Source organism: Jeotgalibacillus salarius, from assembly GCF_004405125.1.
GTDB lineage: Bacteria > Bacillota > Bacilli > Bacillales > Jeotgalibacillaceae > Jeotgalibacillus > Jeotgalibacillus salarius.
In genome coordinates, this window is record NZ_SORX01000004.1 from 12328 (window position 1) to 29638 (window position 17311).

Consider the following 17311-nt stretch of genomic DNA (forward strand, 5'->3'; position numbering starts at 1 on the left):
AGGCATGTACCCTTCTTCCACACTTGTACACAGATTATTTTTGAAGGACAGCTTTGATTTCTTTGATCTCATGCTTCAAAGAGTCATCTTCAACAAGTAATCTTGAGATCTTTTCATGGGCATGAATAACGGTTGTATGATCACGACCGCCAAACTCCTCCCCGATTTTAGGCAAAGAGAAATCTGTCAGTTCTCTCGAAAGATACATGGCTATCTGGCGCGGGAAAGCAACCGTTTTTGTTCTCTTTTTTGCTTTAAAGTCTTCAAGCCTTACACTGAAGTGCTCCCCAACGGTTTTTTGAATATCCATGATCGTAATAACTCTGGGCTTTGAACTTGGCATAATATCTTTCAGTGCCTCTGCAGTCAGATCTGCATTGATATCTTTGCTGACCAGAGATGAGTATGCGACAACGCGGATCAGTGCACCTTCAAGTTCACGAATATTAGAATCTATTTGATTCGCAATATAAAGCATTGCTTCATTTGGAATATCCAACCCTTCAGCCTTTGCTTTTTTGCGTAAAATGGCGATCCTTGTTTCTAAATCAGGCGGCGTAATATCTGTAATCAGGCCCCATTCAAAACGGGAGCGCAGCCTGTCTTCCAATGTAGGAATTTCTTTGGGCGGCCGGTCACTGGAGATGACAATCTGCTTGCTCTCCTCGTGAAGTGTATTAAAAGTATGAAAGAATTCTTCTTGCGTTTGTTCTTTGCCGGCCAGAAATTGAATATCATCTATTAAGAGTACATCTACATTACGGTATTTATTGCGGAAATCCACCGCTTTGTTATCACGGATTGAATTAATAAATTCATTCGTAAATTTTTCTGAAGACAAATAAACGACTTTGGCGTTAGGGTTGTGCTCCAGTACGTAATGACCAATCGCGTGCATTAAGTGTGTTTTACCGAGTCCAACTCCACCATAAATAAACAGTGGGTTGTAAGCCTTCGCGGGTGCTTCTGCTACAGCAAGTGATGCAGCGTGTGCAAATCGGTTACCTGATCCAATAACGAAAGTATCAAATGTATACTTCGGATTCAGCATGCTTTTCGACCATTCCTGCTGTTCATCATCTACAACAGGCTTTTTAGGTGGCGCTGCCAGATCAAAATCATTGTCATCCTGATTTTGAGGAATAATAAATTTTATTGCGAGCTCTTCTCCGGTCACTTCTTTTAAAACCCCGGCGATCAGCTGAGAATAATGACCTTCAAGCCAGTCCCGTGCAAACTCATTCGGTGCGGTTACGGTTAATACATCGCGCTGAAGTGAGAATGCTTTGGTCGATTTCAGCCAGGTTTCGAAGCTGGGCTTACTGATTTTTTTCTCCATATCTTCAAGTGCGAGATTCCACAAATCCGTGATATTTTCCAACTAAATGCCCCCTCCTTTTGCTATTATTTTTCGAGAAAAACATTCCCGAAAGTGAAAATTCATATATATACATCATCATGAATAATGAAAAAAGCCGAATTCGTGATGTATCGACAATATTCAGCAGCTGTGGACAACTTTTTACATGCATGTGAAAACATTTATCCACAGGCTATCCACATTTGTGGATAATATAAATCTGTCAAAAGTTATACAGAGTGAAAACACAACTATAATATCAAATAAAACCAATCAGTGCAATGTCTGATCATATTTATCCACATCCCCTTCAACAGGTGGATTTTGACTATCCACAAGGGGTGAACCTGTGAAAAAGGTGTCGATAAGCGCTGTGGATAATATTTTCTGGTCGGAATTTGATGTGCAAAGTTATTAACAGATTGAGAGAATTTGAGTTTGCTGCTAAATATATTCAGATTGAAATGAGAGATAAATTTTTTAGTGTGCGAAAATAGATTTCGTTTTTCTTTGTGTAGAGTGAAGAAATATGATGCGTAGATTTTAATGTCTGTCGAATCAGGTAATGAATTTTGGGAATGGTGGCTTTCTTCTATAGTAGAGAGTTTGGAAGTAAATATACTTTCCGCTGAGTTCCTGGCAGAATCCGAAGTAACAAGTTGCGCGTATCTCAGAAGTTGTGGTGCTGGTCTCATGTCTAATGGTGCAACCACCCGGCGCTTAAGTGTTAAGGGCCGGGTGGTGTGGTCGTGGACCGTGTTTCTATTGTCCAACCGAAGACTCCGTGTAGATCTCCGCAGCTGTTACTTCCCACTTTTTAAATTTGAATATTTCTCCCCTGGTCTCATAACTAAATTATTTTTTAATTTTCTATTGAATGCATTGTGCAGTGATGTTATGATGTAGTGGTTGCACGAATTGAACATTGACAGTTGATATTTGTCATCGCTATAATGACTTAGAATGTTTAGAGTTCTGATCATATATATAAATGATCTTTTTAGGAGGTGTCTTACTATGAAACGTACATTTCAACCAAATACTCGTAAGAGAAGTAAAGTACACGGATTCCGCGCACGCATGAGCACGAAGAACGGACGCAAAGTTCTTGCTCGTCGTCGTCAACGTGGACGTAAAGTATTGTCTGCTTAAGACCACTGATTCCACTCAGTGGTCTTTTTTCGCTTAAATACCGGAAAATCTCGAAAACTGTGGGTGGCCTGATGAAAAAAGAGCAGAGAATTAAGAAGAACCCTGAGTTCCAGGCAGTTTTTAAAAAAGGAACGTCTATGGCGAACCGCCAGTTTGTTTTGTACCGTTTGAAAAAGCAGGATCAGAAAGCGTTTCGTCTTGGAATGTCTGTCAGCAAAAAAGTCGGAAATGCAGTGATGCGCGTGCAAATTAAACGTTATATCAGACAGGTGTTTCATGAACTGTCAAATGAGCTGAATCCTTCTTATGATTACGTTGTGATTGCGAGAAAACCGGCAGCTGATTTGAATTTTCATGAAACGAAAAAAAGCCTGACACATGTGTTGAAAAAGTCACGCGTTCTTAAAAGTGAAAGTTCTGAGAAATAGAGGTTCAATTTGACCAAACGTGATACAATAACGGGTGGTTATTAAATTTGAAAGAATTAAATGGTAGACAGGGAGGAACATATTCGTGAAGAAGAAGCTCTTTCCCTTTATGATGTTTGCGGTCGTAGCTGTTTTCCTGGCAGGTTGTACGGAAATTGATCAGCCGATCACATCAGACAGTGAAGGGATTTGGAATAGTTATTTTGTGTACCCGCTATCTTGGCTGATTACACAAATTGCTGAATTTTTTAATGAAAACTATGGTCTCGGGATTGTACTTGTTACATTAATTATTCGTTTTGTATTGCTGCCGCTTATGATTAAGCAGACAAAAAATACGAAGCGTATGCAGGAAATACAGCCTGAAATGAAGAAATTACGTGAAGAGTATTCTTCTAAAGATTCTCAAACACAGCAAAAGCTTCAGCAGGAAACAATGGCGATGTTCCAAAAGCACGGTGTAAACCCGCTTGCCGGCTGTTTCCCATTGTTGATTCAAATGCCAATTCTGATTGCGTTCTATCATGCAATTGTAAGAACGACAGAAATTGCAAACCATAATTTCCTGTGGTTCGACCTTGGTGAACCGGATCCATTCTTTATTTTGCCGATTGTTACTGGTTTAACGACCTTCCTTCAGCAAAAAATTATGATGGCTGGCAATCCCGCAGGTATGAACCCGCAAATGCAGATGATGCTATATCTGATGCCGGTAATGATCGCAGTATTTGCTTTCATTTTCCCAACTGCTCTGTCTCTTTATTGGGTAGTCGGTAACATCTTTATGATTCTTCAGACATTACTTATTAATGGTTCATTTAAGAAAAAGCAGGCTGAAAGCTCAACTTGATAGGAGGGGCTGTATGTGAATGAGGAAATCACACTGACTGGTGCTACTGTAAAAGAGGCTGTATCTGAAGCGCTTGTGAAACTGGGAATTTCTGAAGAACGGGCTGAAATTTCAGTTCTTGACGAAGGAAAGAAAGGTTTTTTGGGGATTGGTTCACGCCCAGCAAAGGTTCAGGTCATCCGGAAAAAAGATGCGATTGAAGAAGTAGATCGCTACTTGAAGGACATAGCCCGACAAATGGGCGTTGAACTGACAACCTCTACCCAGCGTGAAGGAAAAATTGTGACAATATTGCTTGAAAGTGAAAAAGTTGCTCTATTGATTGGCAAACGGGGTCAAACGCTTAACGCGCTTCAGACCCTTACCCAGCTTATTGCAAACCGCTATACCGAACAATTTGTAACAATTGTGTTAGACGCAGAAGATTATCGTGAAAGAAGACGTGTAACACTCGGTCAGCTGGCTGAACGTAAAGCAGAACAGGCACTTCGGACAAGACGTCCGGTGAAGCTTGAGCCTATGCCGTCTTTTGAACGAAAAATCATTCACAGTGCATTGACATCAAGACGTGATATTGAAACTCATTCAGAAGGACGAGAGCCCCACCGCTACTTGGTAATCACTGCTAAATATTAAAAAAATCAGCTGTCTTTATGGCAGCTGATTTTTTTAATGAAGATTGTTTATGGTGGCAGATGATTTCCACGGCCGGGGGCTGAGCCGCCTCAAGCTTAAGCTCTTGGGGGGCTCAGCTGTTACGCTTTTCGCGCTGGAGTCGCCGCCTTCCACTCCAATCATCAAATGCAGGAAATTTAATGAGTAAATTCAAATATTAATGTAAATTATTTATATATTAATTTTAAATATATTCCATAAAGTTAATATATTTAATCTAAATAATTTAGTTTAACTAACCTCTTTCTAATATACAACGAATTGTAAAACAAGGTTTAATCACTGCATTCTTAGTGCAGCGTCCGCCTGAAGCGCAGCAAAACGATTACAAAAATAAAATCGAATTATCCACATGTGAATAACGTATTCCTTTACCATACCTTGTGGATAATGCCAACTGATTTCCTTTTTAAAATGGGAAAAGTGTGGTATTCTAATGATTTAGAGAGCGAAATAATGGAGGCCTTCTGTGTGGAAGGCCCTTCTTAATGTATATAGAAAGAAAAATGAGGTGACACGAAATGGAGTTTGACACGATTGCAGCAATTTCTACACCAATGGGTGAAGGCGCGATCGCAATAGTAAGGTTGAGTGGTGATGATGCTTTCACGATTGCTGACCGTGTATATAAAAGTGGCGGGAAGCAGCTGCAGTCTGTCCCATCACACACGATTCACTACGGTCATATAGTGGACCCTAAAACAGACGAAACCATCGAAGAAGTGATGGTTTCTGTTATGAAAGGTCCTAAAACATTTACCCGTGAAGATGTGGTGGAAATCAACTGTCACGGCGGTGTTGTCAGTGTGAATCGCGTACTTCAGCTTTTACTGCGTGAAGGTGCAAGACTTGCTGAGCCTGGTGAATTTACAAAGCGTGCGTTTTTAAATGGGCGTATTGATTTGTCGCAGGCCGAAGCAGTGATGGATCTGATCCGTGCAAAAACGGACCGTGCGATGAATGTCGCAATGAATCAGATGCAGGGAAGATTATCACGCCTGGTGCAGTCACTGCGTCAGGAGATTTTGGAGATTTTGGCGCAGGTGGAAGTGAACATTGATTATCCTGAATATGATGATGTGGAAGAAATGACATTGAATATGATGATGGAAAAATCACGATATGTGCGTGATGAGGTTGAAAAGCTGCTGAAAACATCGGAACAGGGGAAAATTCTGCGTGAAGGCCTCTCAACCGTGATTATCGGCAGACCGAATGTCGGAAAATCTTCCTTATTAAATAGTCTCGTGCAGGAAAATAAAGCGATTGTCACAGATGTTCCTGGAACGACGCGTGATGTCATTGAAGAGTATGTCAATGTCAGAGGCGTACCACTCAAGCTTGTTGATACGGCTGGTATCCGCGAAACGGAAGATATTGTGGAGCGGATCGGCGTTGAGCGATCGCGTCAGGTATTAAAGGAAGCGGATCTCATTTTACTTGTTCTGAATCACGGTGAAGAGCTGTCTGATGAAGACCGCAGACTGTTCGAAGCAGTCAGTGGCATGGATGTCATTGTGATTGTCAATAAAACGGATTTAGATCAGGTGATTGATTTAAATGAAGCAAAGCAGCTTTCCGGAGATCACAAACTTGTCACGACCTCTCTTTTAAAAGAACAGGGAGTAGACGAGCTTGAAGAGTCAATTGCGTCATTATTCTTTGACGGTTCAGTCGATCTTGGGGACGGTACGTATGTATCGAACAGCCGTCACATTGCGCTTCTGCATCAGGCGCTTCAGGCAATTGAAGAAGCGATTGAGGGTGCTGAAATGGGTACACCAGTTGATATGGTCCAGATCGACCTCCGACGCACGTGGGAGATCTTAGGTGAAATGATCGGAGATACCGTTCAGGAAAGCCTCATCGACCAGCTATTCTCGCAATTCTGCCTAGGGAAATAAGATAACTATAATAACTGCTACCCTTCGTTTCAGGCGGACGCTTTCCGCAGGGTCGGCGGTGAGCCTCCTCGGCTTCGCCTGCGGGGTCTCACCTGTCCGACTTCTCCTGCTGGAGTCACCGCCTTCCACTGCGGGTAGCGCGAATTTTTCTTCTAACCAGTCAATTGATAAAAAACTGACCCAACTTTCAAAGGGTGGTTTATTTAAAAATATATTTACTTGGACCAGTATGAAATAGGCAATTTATTTAAATGCACTTAGCTGATTGGAGCGTAAGGCGGGGACTCCGGCGCGAAAAGCGTGACAGCTGAGACCCCGCAACCGCAGGTGAGGAGGCATGGATAGGATCAAAAAAACGGTCCACACCCGGAAAGCCTCCGCCTGAAGCGGAAATCAGCGGCACTGGTTCAGCTAAAAAGGAGGAATTTCATCATTATGGTGAAAAAATTTGAAGCAGGAAATTATGATGTCATCGTTATTGGTGCCGGTCATGCGGGTGTGGAAGCGGGTCTTGCTTCTGCGCGTATGGGTGCAAAAACACTAATGTTAACAATTAATCTGGATATGGTCGCATTCATGCCATGTAACCCTTCAGTCGGTGGTCCGGCTAAAGGAATTGTGGTGCGTGAAATTGACGCACTTGGCGGTCAGATGGGACGTACAATTGATAAGACGCATATTCAGATGCGTATGCTGAATACAGGAAAAGGACCTGCAGTGAGAGCGCTTCGTGCACAGGCTGATAAGGTTTTGTATCAGCAAATGATGAAAGAAACGATTGAAAATGAGCCGGATATGACGCTTCTTCAGGGAATGGTTGAAGAGTTGATTATAAAAGACGGCGAGTGTCACGGTGTTGTGACGAATACGGGCGCAACATTCCGTGCAAAAACAACGATTATCACGGCAGGTACATTTCTGCGTGGTGAAGTCATTATTGGCGACTTGAAGTATTCAAGTGGACCGAATAATCAGCAGCCGTCGATCGGACTTGCAGATCACATGAGAGCGCTTGGCTTTGACGTTGTCCGTTTTAAAACCGGAACACCGCCGCGTGTGAACAGCTCAACGATTGATTATACAAAAACTGAGATTCAGCCTGGTGATGAAACACCACGCGCTTTCAGTTATGAAACAACTGAATTTATTACAGATCAGCTGCCTTGCTGGCTGACCTATACAAACGCTGAAACACATCAGATTATTGATGATAATTTACACCGTTCAGCGATGTACTCAGGTATGATAAAAGGTACAGGTCCACGATACTGTCCTTCAATAGAAGATAAAGTAGTGCGCTTTAACGATAAGCCGCGACATCAGATTTTCCTTGAGCCGGAGGGCCGCAATACGAAGGAAGTCTATGTACAGGGACTTTCAACTAGTCTGCCTGAAGATGTCCAGCAGCAGATTCTGGCGACAATTCCGGGACTTGAAAATGCGCAGATGATGCGTTCCGGTTACGCAATTGAATACGATGCGATGGTACCGACTCAGCTGTGGCCAACGCTTGAAACGAAAAAAATCCGTAACCTGTATACTGCCGGTCAGATCAACGGTACATCAGGCTATGAAGAAGCAGCCGGTCAGGGGCTGATGGCTGGTATTAATGCAGCACGCAGAGCATTTGATAAAGAAGAAGTCATCCTGAGTCGTTCAGATGCATACATTGGCGTACTGATCGACGATCTTGTCACAAAAGGTACCAATGAGCCGTATCGTCTGTTGACGTCCCGTGCTGAATACCGCCTGCTTCTGCGTCACGATAATGCAGATCTTCGACTGACTGATGTCGGGCACGAAATTGGTCTGATTTCTGAAGAGCGTTACAGCCGTTTTAATAAAAAGAAAGCATTGATTGAAGCGGAAATTGAGCGCCTGCAGCAAATAATTATTAAGCCGAATGAAACGACGCAAACACTGCTTGAAGAAGCCGGCAGTTCGATCCTGAAGGACGGAATTCGCGGAACAGACCTTTTAAGAAGACCGGAAATCACGTACAATCATATTAGAGCACTTTCACCTGCAGAGACTGAGCTTCCTGCTGATGTAGAGGAACAGGTCGAGATTCAGGTGAAATATGAAGGTTATATCGAAAAATCCCTTCAGCAGGTTGATAAGCTGAAGAGGATGGAGAATAAGAAAATTCCAGAAGGCATTGATTATGATGCGATCTCAGGGCTCGCTTCAGAAGCAAGACAGAAGCTGCGTGAAGTTCAGCCGCTGTCAATTGCCCAGGCATCACGCATCTCCGGAGTAAATCCGGCTGATATCTCAATTCTACTTGTCTATATTGAACAAGGAAAAATTGCAAAAGTATCCGGCGAATGATCTAAAGGAGAACAATATGACAGAACAGCAGTTTTATGAACAGCTAAAAGCAAATGGCATCACGTTAAGCGACACTCAGCTTCAGCAGTTCAGCAAATATCATGAAATACTTGTTGAATGGAACGAAAAAATGAATCTGACAGCCATCACTGATCGTGAAGAAGTTTATTTAAAGCATTTTTACGACTCAATCACAGCTGCATTTTACATTGATTTCTCACAGCCGATGAGCATTTGTGATGTTGGAGCGGGTGCAGGTTTTCCGAGTATTCCCCTGAAAATCTGTTTTCCGCATCTAAAAGTTTCAATCGTTGATTCGTTAAATAAACGGATTACGTTTTTGAATCATTTAGCTGATGAGCTGAAGCTTGAAAATGTCCACTTTTTCCATGACCGCGCAGAGACGTTCGGGCAGAATCCTCAACATCGTGAACAGTATGATCTGGTTACAGCAAGAGCAGTTGCGAGATTATCTGTCCTATCGGAGCTGTGTATGCCCCTTGTGAAAATGGGCGGACGCTTTGCAGCTATGAAAGGTGCAGGCGCTGCTGAAGAACTTTCCCAGGGGAAAAAAGCGATTACGATGCTCGGCGGAAAAGAAACAGCCGTTCATTCTTTCACACTTCCTGAAGAAGAAAGTGAGAGATCCGTAATTGTGGTGGAAAAAGCAAAATCAACACCGAAGAAATATCCAAGAAAGCCGGGAACACCGAATAAATCTCCGCTTTCATAATGGCGTATAGTTTTTCATAAAGGGTGGTGTGTCTTGATGAAGACTCCGTTTTCTCGGATCTTTGGCCTTGGTGATAAGGACGAGCCTGTTTCTCCTGAAACCACGGAAGAAAAAGAAGAAGTGAACCAAGAAGAAGTGAAACAAATCGACATTCATCAGATTAAACCGAACCGTTTTCAGCCGAGAACGATTTTTGATGATGAAAAAATAGATGAGCTGGCACGAACCATTCATACACACGGCATCATTCAGCCGATCGTTGTTCGCGAAAGCGATGACGGATCTTATGAAATTATTGCCGGTGAACGCAGATGGCGGGCGATGAAATCGCTCGAATGGAAAACCGTTCCCGCTATCGTGAAGAATATGAGTGATACGGAGACAGCATCTGTTGCTTTAATTGAAAACCTTCAGCGCGAAGAACTTTCTCCCGTGGAAGAAGCGATGGCTTACCAAAGGCTCCTGGATCTTCATGAATTGACACAAGAAGCCCTGGCACAGCGCCTTGGAAAAGGTCAGTCAACAGTCGCAAACAAGCTGCGTCTTTTAAAGCTGCCTGAATTTGTTCAGGAAAGCATTATTCAAAAAAAGATGACGGAGCGTCATGCACGTGCACTGATTCCTTTAAAAGATGCTGAGCTTCAGCATAAAGTAGCAGAAGAAATCATCGAACAGCACCTGAACGTGAAACAGACTGAGCAGCGCGTTCAGAAATTACTTGAGAAATCAGAGAATAAGCCAAAACCGAAGCGTAAGGCATTTAACAAAGATGTGCGGATTGCCGTCAATACGATCCGCCAGTCGCTTAGTATGATCTCTGACTCCGGTATGAAGCTGGATTCTAAAGAAGAAGAGTATGATGATTACTATCAGATTACGATCAAGCTGCCTAAAAAGAAGAAGTAGATTGATAGAGAAGCCCGCCTATGTGTGGGCTTTTTTTGTTTTGTGGGTGTTGCGGTTGTGCGGCTCGACGGTTGTAACACAAAACCTGGCCGTCACATGCCTGAACCCGGTCCCGCTAAACCAGCAGCGATGTCGCCCACACCCTGTTGGATGCTATCCAGAAACTTAAAGGCAGGTTTCCTAAGTGCATACAGTGCCGTTTGAGCGGAGTTGTCGCTGTTCCGGGGGAAGTGGTAGCGATTAATCTTCAACTTGTAGCGATCCACCCTGCAGCTTGTTGTGATTCCACCCAAGCATGTAGCCAGCCGTCCTTAACTTGTCGCTATCTCTGATTTCCGCACCAAATCCTCACAAAAAACAACCACTCTACTTTTCCAGACAATCTCTGTTAAAATAAACTTAATATTTTCATAGACCGAAGCATTCACAAAAAGGGGACGGGTGACACAAATGGGGCGAATGATTGCGATTGCGAATCAAAAAGGCGGTGTGGGCAAAACCACGACGGCTGTTAATGTCAGTGCATGTCTTGCTTATTTGGGAAAAAAGGTTTTACTCGTTGATGTGGATCCGCAGGGGAATGCGACAAGCGGTGTCGGCATCAACAAAGGGGATGTAGATGAGAGCATTTATGAAGTATTGATTGAAGATATTGCTGCTCACAGCGTCATCAGGGGTACGTCTGTTGAAAATCTGTATGCCATTCCTGCTACGATTTCTCTTGCGGGCGCGGAAATTGAACTTGTCTCGATGGTTTCCCGGGAAATAAGATTGAAAACAGCGCTTGAAAACGTTCAGCAGCAGTTTGATTATATTATTATTGACTGTCCGCCATCTTTAGGAATGTTAACCATCAACGCACTGACTGCGTCAGATGCCTGCATCATTCCCGTACAGTGTGAATACTATGCGCTTGAAGGACTGAGCCAGCTGTTAAATACAGTACGGCTTGTGCAAAAACACCTGAATCATCACCTGCTCATTGACGGTGTGTTACTAACGATGCTTGATGCCAGGACAAACCTTGGTATTCAGGTCATCGGAGAAGTGAAAAAGTATTTCCAGGATAAAGTGTATCGTACAATCATCCCAAGAAATGTAAGATTAAGCGAAGCACCAAGTCACGGGCTGCCTGTCATTTTATATGATCCAAAGTCAAAGGGTGCCGAGGTATACCTCGAATTAGCAAAGGAAGTGATTAAAAATGGCTAAAGGTTTAGGTAAAGGTGTAAGTAATCTTTTTAAAGATATGTCTTCTATTCATGATGAGCATGTTCAGCAGCTGTCTGTGAAAGATATCAGACCGAACCCTTATCAACCGAGAAAGATATTTGAAGAAACCCCGCTTGAGGAGCTGACGCATTCTGTAAAAGAGCATGGAATTTTGCAGCCGATCATTGTGCGTAAAAGTTTGAAAGGATTTGAAATTGTAGCCGGAGAACGCCGTTTCAGAGCAGCTAAAGCAGCTGATATGGCACACGTCCCGGCAGTTGTGCGTGATTTAAATGACCGTCAGATGATGGAGCTTTCAGTGCTTGAAAATTTACAAAGAGAAGATTTAACGCCTGTTGAAGAAGCGAAAGCCTATGAAACGCTGATGAATAAACTGCAGATTTCGCAGGAGGAGCTTGCTAAAAAAGTGGGGAAAAGCAGACCGCATATTGCCAATCACTTACGACTTCTACAGCTTTCTGACGGCATTCAAAAGAAGATGTCCCAAAGAAAACTATCAATGGGCCATGGCCGTGCCCTTGCAGGATTAAAGGATCCTGAAGCAGCAGATCAGCTTGCAGAAAAAGTTGTGAAAGAAGGTCTGAATGTACGCCAGCTTGAGAAAATCATTCAGGAGGTCGGAAATACGCGCAAAGAAAAGCCGAAAACGAAACTCGATCCGCATTTAAAACAGCAGGAAACGGTTTTGAGAGAACGTTTTGGGACGAGCGTAGCGATAAAAAAAAGTAAAAATAAAGGCAAAATTGAAATTGAATTCATGTCTGAAGACGATCTTCAGCGAATTTTGACACTGCTGGGTGATGAAAGCGCTGAGTGAATTACCTGCTAATAGATAGAGAGAAGAAATGAGGGTTGAATTTGGTATTGTTGGGGACGCTTGTAAATGGACTGTTAATTATCCTCGGTACACTGATCGGAAAACTGCTTCACAGAATACCGGAGCGGATGAAAGCAACGGTCATGTCCGCGATTGGCCTGGCAGTTGTCGTTCTTGGGCTGCAAATGGGGCTTTCAAGCAACAACTACCTGGTTGTCATCATCAGTCTTGTGCTTGGAGCGGTCATCGGTGAATGGATGGGGCTTGATGACAAGTTAAATGCGATGGGCAGATGGATCGAAAGAAAAGTCGGGTCAAAAGGGGAAACGAGCATTTCACAGGGATTTGTTACCGCAACTCTCATTTTTGTCATTGGCGCAATGGGTGTGATCGGTGCGCTGGACTCAGGGCTGCGCGGTGATCACCAGGTGCTGTTTACAAAATCTATTATTGATGGTTTTGTATCGATTATTTTAACGTCAACACTTGGCGTGGGCGTGTTGTTTTCTGCGATTCCGGTCGTGCTTTATCAGGGAGGTATCGCACTTTTTGCGACTCAGATTGATAAGTTTGTACCTGAAGTGCTGATGGATCAATTCATTGCTGAAATGACATCAGCAGGCGGCATCATGATTTTTGCGATCGGATTAAATCTGATTGGAATCACGAAAATCCGAGTGGCCAACCTGCTCCCGGGAATTATGATCGTCGCGGCTATTGTGACAATTGTTCACCTATATGAAGCGTATGGGATGTAGCTAATTTTTTACGGAAAAGAATATTGGAAAAATGGATCGCATCAGTAATTTTTGAGGCCATTTCATTTACCAGGTAAAGGCGTGTATTTTGCAGCATCGCATGCTCCATGAATCCGCCGGCGTTCACAATCCCGGTAATATGCATATCGCCGACTGGCGGCAGCTGTTTTTGAACCCCTGCACCAGGGAAAATCGGTCCTTCCCCGACTTCAATGTAACCGATATTGCGGAATTGACCGAGACACGCATCAATCGCTACTACAAATGCATCTTCATATTCCATACGGATTTTTTCAGCAGTTTCTGCCAGATTCAGTGCGTGAACAGGATCTTTTAATGTCCCATGCAGTTCGAAAAATGGAAGTTTTCTCTTTTCAAGCAGTGATCCGGTCAGTGGACCGAGTGAATCACCGGTTGAACGGTCAGTTCCTATACATACATAGACAATCGGGCGGTCAACGGGATATTTTGAAGCCAGTGTACGTGCAAGTCTATGCGGGGTCATGTGGTCCTCTAAATGACTGCGGCAGCTTGTATGTGTGTATTGACTTGGTGGTATCGCTTCGTTCATGATAGCCAGCTCCTCTCACTTCTACAGTATGGGCAAAGCACTATTTTTTATTCTGTTAATTCATTATATAATACATTTTGTTCTTTTTAAAGAACAAAATGTTTTTCTTCTTATAATTTGGAGAAAAAATTGAACGCTGATAAAATAAAGAATAGCTTGATATGATTTTTTAAAGAAAACAGGAAGTGATCTGTATGGAAAACGATACACCTATAGAAGAAGCGGTGGATATTGGCGCTTTTGCACGTGCATGGGAGTCTATCATTGCTTATCTCACAGATGAAGCAGTCTGGATTTCATTTGGATTGACTGCGATAAAAATTATTCTGATCATCGTGATTGCAGGAATTGTGGTCCGGGTCGTAAAAAAAGTAATTGTAAATGTTTTTAAGGTGCGTGCCCGTGGACCTGTACAGGTATCGGCCCGACGAGAAAATACGCTGCTTAAGCTGCTGCAGAATGTTGTTTCCTATGTCGTTTACTTTATAGCTGTTTTAGCAGTACTCTCTGCATTTGAAATCGATGTGCGTGGGTTGATTGCAGGTGCTGGTATCATTGGTCTTGCAGTTGGTTTCGGTGCACAGAACCTTGTGCGGGATATTATTACCGGATTCTTTATTATTTTTGAAGACCAGTTTTCAGTAGGAGACTACGTGAGAATCGGTCAGGCAGAAGGACACGTTGAAGAGATTGGTCTTCGCACGACGAAAATTAAGAGCTGGACCGGGGAACTTCATATTTTTCCTAATGGAATCATTACAGAGGTAACGAATTACTCGATCCATAACAGTGTAGCTGTCGTGGATATCAGTATTGCTTACGAAGAAGACGTTGAGAAGGCTGAACAGGCGCTGCGAGAGTTCTGCGATTCATTGGAAGGAAAATACGAAGAGATTCTAATGAAGCCTGAATTACTCGGAATTCAGACCCTGGGTGCCTCAGATGTCGTGATGAGAATCATTGCTGAGACTCAGCCGATGAAGCACTGGTATATTGCCAGGGAGCTTCGCCGTGAAATAAAACAACATCTTGATACACTTGGTATCGAAATTCCGTTCCCTCGTATGGTAATGTATTCGAGAGAAGAAGCCGTCGGAGAGCAGGACGGACAAAAATAAAAGTGTCAAAGGAAGAGGAGGCGTTCTGTTTGGAAGAGAAAGAATTTGGTCTGAATGACGTCGTCGAAATGAAAAAACCCCATCCGTGCGGAGTGAACCAGTGGAAGGTGATCCGGATGGGTATGGATATCAGAATTAAATGTGAAGGCTGTTCTCACAGCGTCATGATTCCCCGCAAGGAATTTTCCCGTAAAATGAAGAAAGTACTTGTGAGGCATGAAGAATAAGCAGTTTTAATAAATGGAGAAGGCCGTATAGGATCATGAATGATCTTATGCGGTTTTTTTTGAGCCTACCGGCTAAGGAGAATTTACGGTCATATCCGGGAAATCCCAGGTCAGATTGTAATTGATTTCGGTTCACAATTTTGGGATTTAAGGTCATATCCGTGTCTGGGCTGAGATTTCGGATCATATTCCATTATTTTCAGGTCGTTTAAACCTGGTTGCGGGTCATATTCGGACAAACTCAGGTCGCATCGCCTGTCACACTACACGCTCATACTCTTGTATTTATAATCGTAACTCTATATAATTGTGTGAGGTTTGAATATGACACGTCACATGAATATGTTTCTAATAGAAGATTCAAGGAGTGAACGAAATGGCTTTAACAGCTGGAATTGTAGGTTTGCCAAACGTTGGGAAGTCTACTTTATTTAATGCAATTACAAAAGCAGGTGCTGAATCTGCAAACTATCCGTTCTGTACGATTGACCCGAACGTCGGAATCGTTGAAGTGCCGGATCACCGTTTGAACAAGCTGACTGAGCTTGTTCAACCGAAGAAAACTGTTCCGACTGCTTTCGAATTTACTGATATCGCCGGCATTGTAAAAGGCGCAAGTAAAGGTGAAGGTCTCGGAAATAAATTCCTTTCACATATCCGTGAAGTAGATGCGATTGTTCAGGTTGTGCGCTGCTTTGCAGACGACAATATCACACACGTTTCAGGAAAAGTGGATCCGATTGATGATATCGAAGTCATCAACCTTGAACTGATTCTGGCTGATCTTGAAGCAATCGATAAGCGTATTGGCCGCGTGACTAAAATGGCGAAGCAGAAAGACAAAGAAGCAGTCATCGAAATGACCGTACTTGAAAAAATCAAGGAAGCGCTTGAAAATAATCAGGCTGCACGAACGGTTGAACTGAATGAAGAACAGGCTAAAATTGCAAAAGGTCTCCACCTTTTAACAGGTAAGCCGATGCTTTATGCAGCAAACGTAAGTGAAGATGAAATCGCAGACCCTTCAGATAACGAATACGTACAGCGCGTTCGTGAATTCGCAAAAGAAGATAATGCAGAAGTGATCGTTGTCTGTGCGAAAATTGAAGAAGAAATTGCTGAGCTTGATGAAGATGAAAAAGCCATGTTCCTTTCTGAGCTTAACATTGAAGAATCAGGCCTTGACCAGCTGATCCGTGCAACATATGATCTGCTTGGCCTTGCTACTTACTTTACAGCTGGCGTTCAGGAAGTCCGCGCATGGACATTCCGTCACGGTATGAAAGCACCTCAGTGTGCCGGCGTCATTCACACTGATTTCGAACGCGGGTTCATTCGTGCAGAAACCGTTTCTTATGACGATCTTATCAAGTCGGGCGGTATGTCACCAGCGAAAGAAGCCGGTAAAGTACGCCTTGAAGGTAAAGAGTATATTGTAAAAGACGGAGATGTCATTCACTTCCGTTTTAACGTATAAGAAATGTTACAGCCTCCGGGAGAAATTCCGGAGGTTTTACTTTGGTTTCTGAATAGGTCAAATGACATGATTCTGCGAACGACTGATGTTTTTCTTTGAACATGCCCTGATTTTCTTGGGACCACTCCCTCTATTCTCTGAACCAACAGCTTTTTTCTCCGAACCAGCCACACCACATGTTTCTAAGAACAAATACCTCTCACCTCCAGCTGGACAACGCCCCCTCAATCCATTACAATAAATAAGAACAAATGTTCTATTTCTGTTTGGGGAAGAACAGGAATCTCTAAATCACATTGTTACTCTTGTCCAATAGATTTTGATGTGCTATAATGTATCCTTGTGAGTAATAGAATTCATTTATTACTCCTTGTTTCCTGACAGCAGGAGACCGCATAGACCATAAGGAGGTGAAAACCGATGAGAAAGTACGAAATTATGTACATTGTCCGTCCGGACGTTGATGAGGATCAAAAGAAAGCTGTAAATGAGCGTTTCGCAGAAATCCTTACTTCAAATGGAGCGGAAATCATCGAGTCAAAAGAGTGGGGTAAGCGTAGATTTGCTTTTGAAATCAACGAGTACCGTGAAGGATTTTACCAGATCGTTAAGTTGAGCTCAGGTTCTGAAGCTATCAACGAATTCGACCGTCTGGCTAAGATCAGCGATGATATCGTTCGCCACATGACGATTCGCGAAGAAGATAACTAATCTCTAAAATATAGTTCCTTGCAAGAGCCGGTCCATACCAGCTCTCGCAAAAATAAAGGA

At 43.0% G+C, this 17311-nt stretch carries 17 protein-coding genes; 15 read left to right on the top strand and 2 right to left on the bottom strand.

Going from position 1 to position 17311, the window contains the following annotated elements:
• Positions 1-34: 34 nt before the first annotated feature.
• Positions 35-1381 carry a chromosomal replication initiator protein DnaA gene (gene dnaA / locus E2626_RS07590; RefSeq protein WP_134381154.1) on the bottom strand — a complete coding sequence of 449 codons (1347 nt, stop codon included), beginning with the start codon at positions 1379-1381 and terminating at the stop codon, positions 35-37.
• Positions 1382-2377: 996 nt separating this feature from the next.
• Here dnaA and rpmH point away from each other — a divergent pair.
• The 11 genes from rpmH (at position 2378) to E2626_RS07645 (ending at position 13147) form a co-directional block, all read left to right on the top strand.
• On the top strand, positions 2378-2512 hold the full coding sequence (gene rpmH / locus E2626_RS07595) for a 50S ribosomal protein L34 (RefSeq protein WP_082029149.1): 135 nt from the start codon (positions 2378-2380) through the stop codon (positions 2510-2512).
• Positions 2513-2583: 71 nt separating this feature from the next.
• Positions 2584-2940, top strand: a complete 357-nt coding sequence (gene rnpA, locus E2626_RS07600) for a ribonuclease P protein component (protein ID WP_134381155.1) — start codon at positions 2584-2586, stop codon at positions 2938-2940.
• Between the two features lie 85 nt (positions 2941-3025).
• A complete protein-coding gene (gene spoIIIJ / locus E2626_RS07605; RefSeq protein WP_279587259.1) occupies positions 3026-3790 on the top strand; it encodes a YidC family membrane integrase SpoIIIJ in 765 nt (254 codons plus the stop codon).
• A gap of 15 nt (positions 3791-3805) precedes the next feature.
• Positions 3806-4426: an RNA-binding cell elongation regulator Jag/EloR gene (jag, locus tag E2626_RS07610; RefSeq protein WP_134381156.1), complete on the top strand. Its 621-nt coding sequence runs from the start codon at positions 3806-3808 to the stop codon at positions 4424-4426.
• Positions 4427-4986: 560 nt separating this feature from the next.
• Positions 4987-6369 (top strand): tRNA uridine-5-carboxymethylaminomethyl(34) synthesis GTPase MnmE, encoded by a 1383-nt coding sequence (gene mnmE / locus E2626_RS07615; protein WP_134381157.1) that lies wholly within the window; start codon positions 4987-4989, stop codon positions 6367-6369.
• A gap of 435 nt (positions 6370-6804) precedes the next feature.
• Positions 6805-8700 carry a tRNA uridine-5-carboxymethylaminomethyl(34) synthesis enzyme MnmG gene (mnmG, locus tag E2626_RS07620; protein WP_134381158.1) on the top strand — a complete coding sequence of 632 codons (1896 nt, stop codon included), beginning with the start codon at positions 6805-6807 and terminating at the stop codon, positions 8698-8700.
• A 16-nt stretch (positions 8701-8716) separates the two neighbouring features.
• A complete protein-coding gene (rsmG, locus tag E2626_RS07625) occupies positions 8717-9433 on the top strand; it encodes a 16S rRNA (guanine(527)-N(7))-methyltransferase RsmG (protein WP_134381159.1) in 717 nt (238 codons plus the stop codon).
• Between the two features lie 36 nt (positions 9434-9469).
• On the top strand, positions 9470-10339 hold the full coding sequence (gene noc / locus E2626_RS07630) for a nucleoid occlusion protein (protein WP_134381160.1): 870 nt from the start codon (positions 9470-9472) through the stop codon (positions 10337-10339).
• 450 nt (positions 10340-10789) lie between these two features.
• Positions 10790-11551, top strand: a complete 762-nt coding sequence (locus E2626_RS07635; RefSeq protein WP_134381161.1) for a ParA family protein — start codon at positions 10790-10792, stop codon at positions 11549-11551.
• Positions 11544-12389, top strand: a complete 846-nt coding sequence (locus tag E2626_RS07640; RefSeq protein WP_134381162.1) for a ParB/RepB/Spo0J family partition protein — start codon at positions 11544-11546, stop codon at positions 12387-12389. The genes E2626_RS07635 and E2626_RS07640 overlap by 8 nt, the downstream gene beginning before the upstream one ends.
• 41 nt (positions 12390-12430) lie before the next feature.
• The gene (locus tag E2626_RS07645) at positions 12431-13147 is read left to right on the top strand and encodes a DUF554 domain-containing protein (RefSeq protein ID WP_134381163.1); all 717 of its coding nucleotides are present in this window, start codon (positions 12431-12433) and stop codon (positions 13145-13147) included.
• On the opposite strand, the gene yyaC is transcribed toward E2626_RS07645, so the two are convergent.
• Positions 13104-13718 (bottom strand): spore protease YyaC, encoded by a 615-nt coding sequence (gene yyaC, locus E2626_RS07650; RefSeq protein WP_134381164.1) that lies wholly within the window; start codon positions 13716-13718, stop codon positions 13104-13106. The two genes, E2626_RS07645 and yyaC, sit on opposite strands and share 44 nt — an antisense overlap.
• 194 nt (positions 13719-13912) lie before the next feature.
• Between yyaC and E2626_RS07655 the strand changes: the two genes are divergently transcribed.
• The 4 genes from E2626_RS07655 to rpsF all read left to right on the top strand — a co-directional run bounded on the left by E2626_RS07655 (position 13913) and on the right by rpsF (position 17251).
• Positions 13913-14836, top strand: a complete 924-nt coding sequence (locus tag E2626_RS07655; RefSeq protein ID WP_134381165.1) for a mechanosensitive ion channel family protein — start codon at positions 13913-13915, stop codon at positions 14834-14836.
• Positions 14837-14865: 29 nt separating this feature from the next.
• Positions 14866-15063, top strand: coding sequence for a DUF951 domain-containing protein (locus tag E2626_RS07660; RefSeq protein WP_134381166.1), 198 nt, complete (start codon positions 14866-14868; stop codon positions 15061-15063).
• A gap of 376 nt (positions 15064-15439) precedes the next feature.
• On the top strand, positions 15440-16540 hold the full coding sequence (gene ychF, locus E2626_RS07665; protein ID WP_134381167.1) for a redox-regulated ATPase YchF: 1101 nt from the start codon (positions 15440-15442) through the stop codon (positions 16538-16540).
• Between the two features lie 420 nt (positions 16541-16960).
• Positions 16961-17251 carry a 30S ribosomal protein S6 gene (rpsF, locus tag E2626_RS07670; RefSeq protein WP_134381168.1) on the top strand — a complete coding sequence of 97 codons (291 nt, stop codon included), beginning with the start codon at positions 16961-16963 and terminating at the stop codon, positions 17249-17251.
• The last annotated feature ends 60 nt before the right edge of the window (positions 17252-17311 follow it).

What these genes read in the sequence shown, in the direction of transcription:
- E2626_RS07640 (WP_134381162.1), top strand. Translation starts at nt 11,544, where the DNA reads ATGGCTAAAGGTTTAGGTAAAGGTGTAAGTAATCTTTTTAAAGATATG.
- E2626_RS07635 (WP_134381161.1), top strand. Translation starts at nt 10,790, where the DNA reads ATGGGGCGAATGATTGCGATTGCGAATCAAAAAGGCGGTGTGGGCAAA.
- yyaC (WP_134381164.1), bottom strand. Translation starts at nt 13,718, where the DNA reads ATGAACGAAGCGATACCACCAAGTCAATACACACATACAAGCTGCCGC.
- rpsF (WP_134381168.1), top strand. Translation starts at nt 16,961, where the DNA reads ATGAGAAAGTACGAAATTATGTACATTGTCCGTCCGGACGTTGATGAG.
- noc (WP_134381160.1), top strand. Translation starts at nt 9,470, where the DNA reads ATGAAGACTCCGTTTTCTCGGATCTTTGGCCTTGGTGATAAGGACGAG.
- rpmH (WP_082029149.1), top strand. Translation starts at nt 2,378, where the DNA reads ATGAAACGTACATTTCAACCAAATACTCGTAAGAGAAGTAAAGTACAC.
- mnmG (WP_134381158.1), top strand. Translation starts at nt 6,805, where the DNA reads ATGGTGAAAAAATTTGAAGCAGGAAATTATGATGTCATCGTTATTGGT.
- E2626_RS07655 (WP_134381165.1), top strand. Translation starts at nt 13,913, where the DNA reads ATGGAAAACGATACACCTATAGAAGAAGCGGTGGATATTGGCGCTTTT.
- rnpA (WP_134381155.1), top strand. Translation starts at nt 2,584, where the DNA reads ATGAAAAAAGAGCAGAGAATTAAGAAGAACCCTGAGTTCCAGGCAGTT.
- ychF (WP_134381167.1), top strand. Translation starts at nt 15,440, where the DNA reads ATGGCTTTAACAGCTGGAATTGTAGGTTTGCCAAACGTTGGGAAGTCT.
- mnmE (WP_134381157.1), top strand. Translation starts at nt 4,987, where the DNA reads ATGGAGTTTGACACGATTGCAGCAATTTCTACACCAATGGGTGAAGGC.
- rsmG (WP_134381159.1), top strand. Translation starts at nt 8,717, where the DNA reads ATGACAGAACAGCAGTTTTATGAACAGCTAAAAGCAAATGGCATCACG.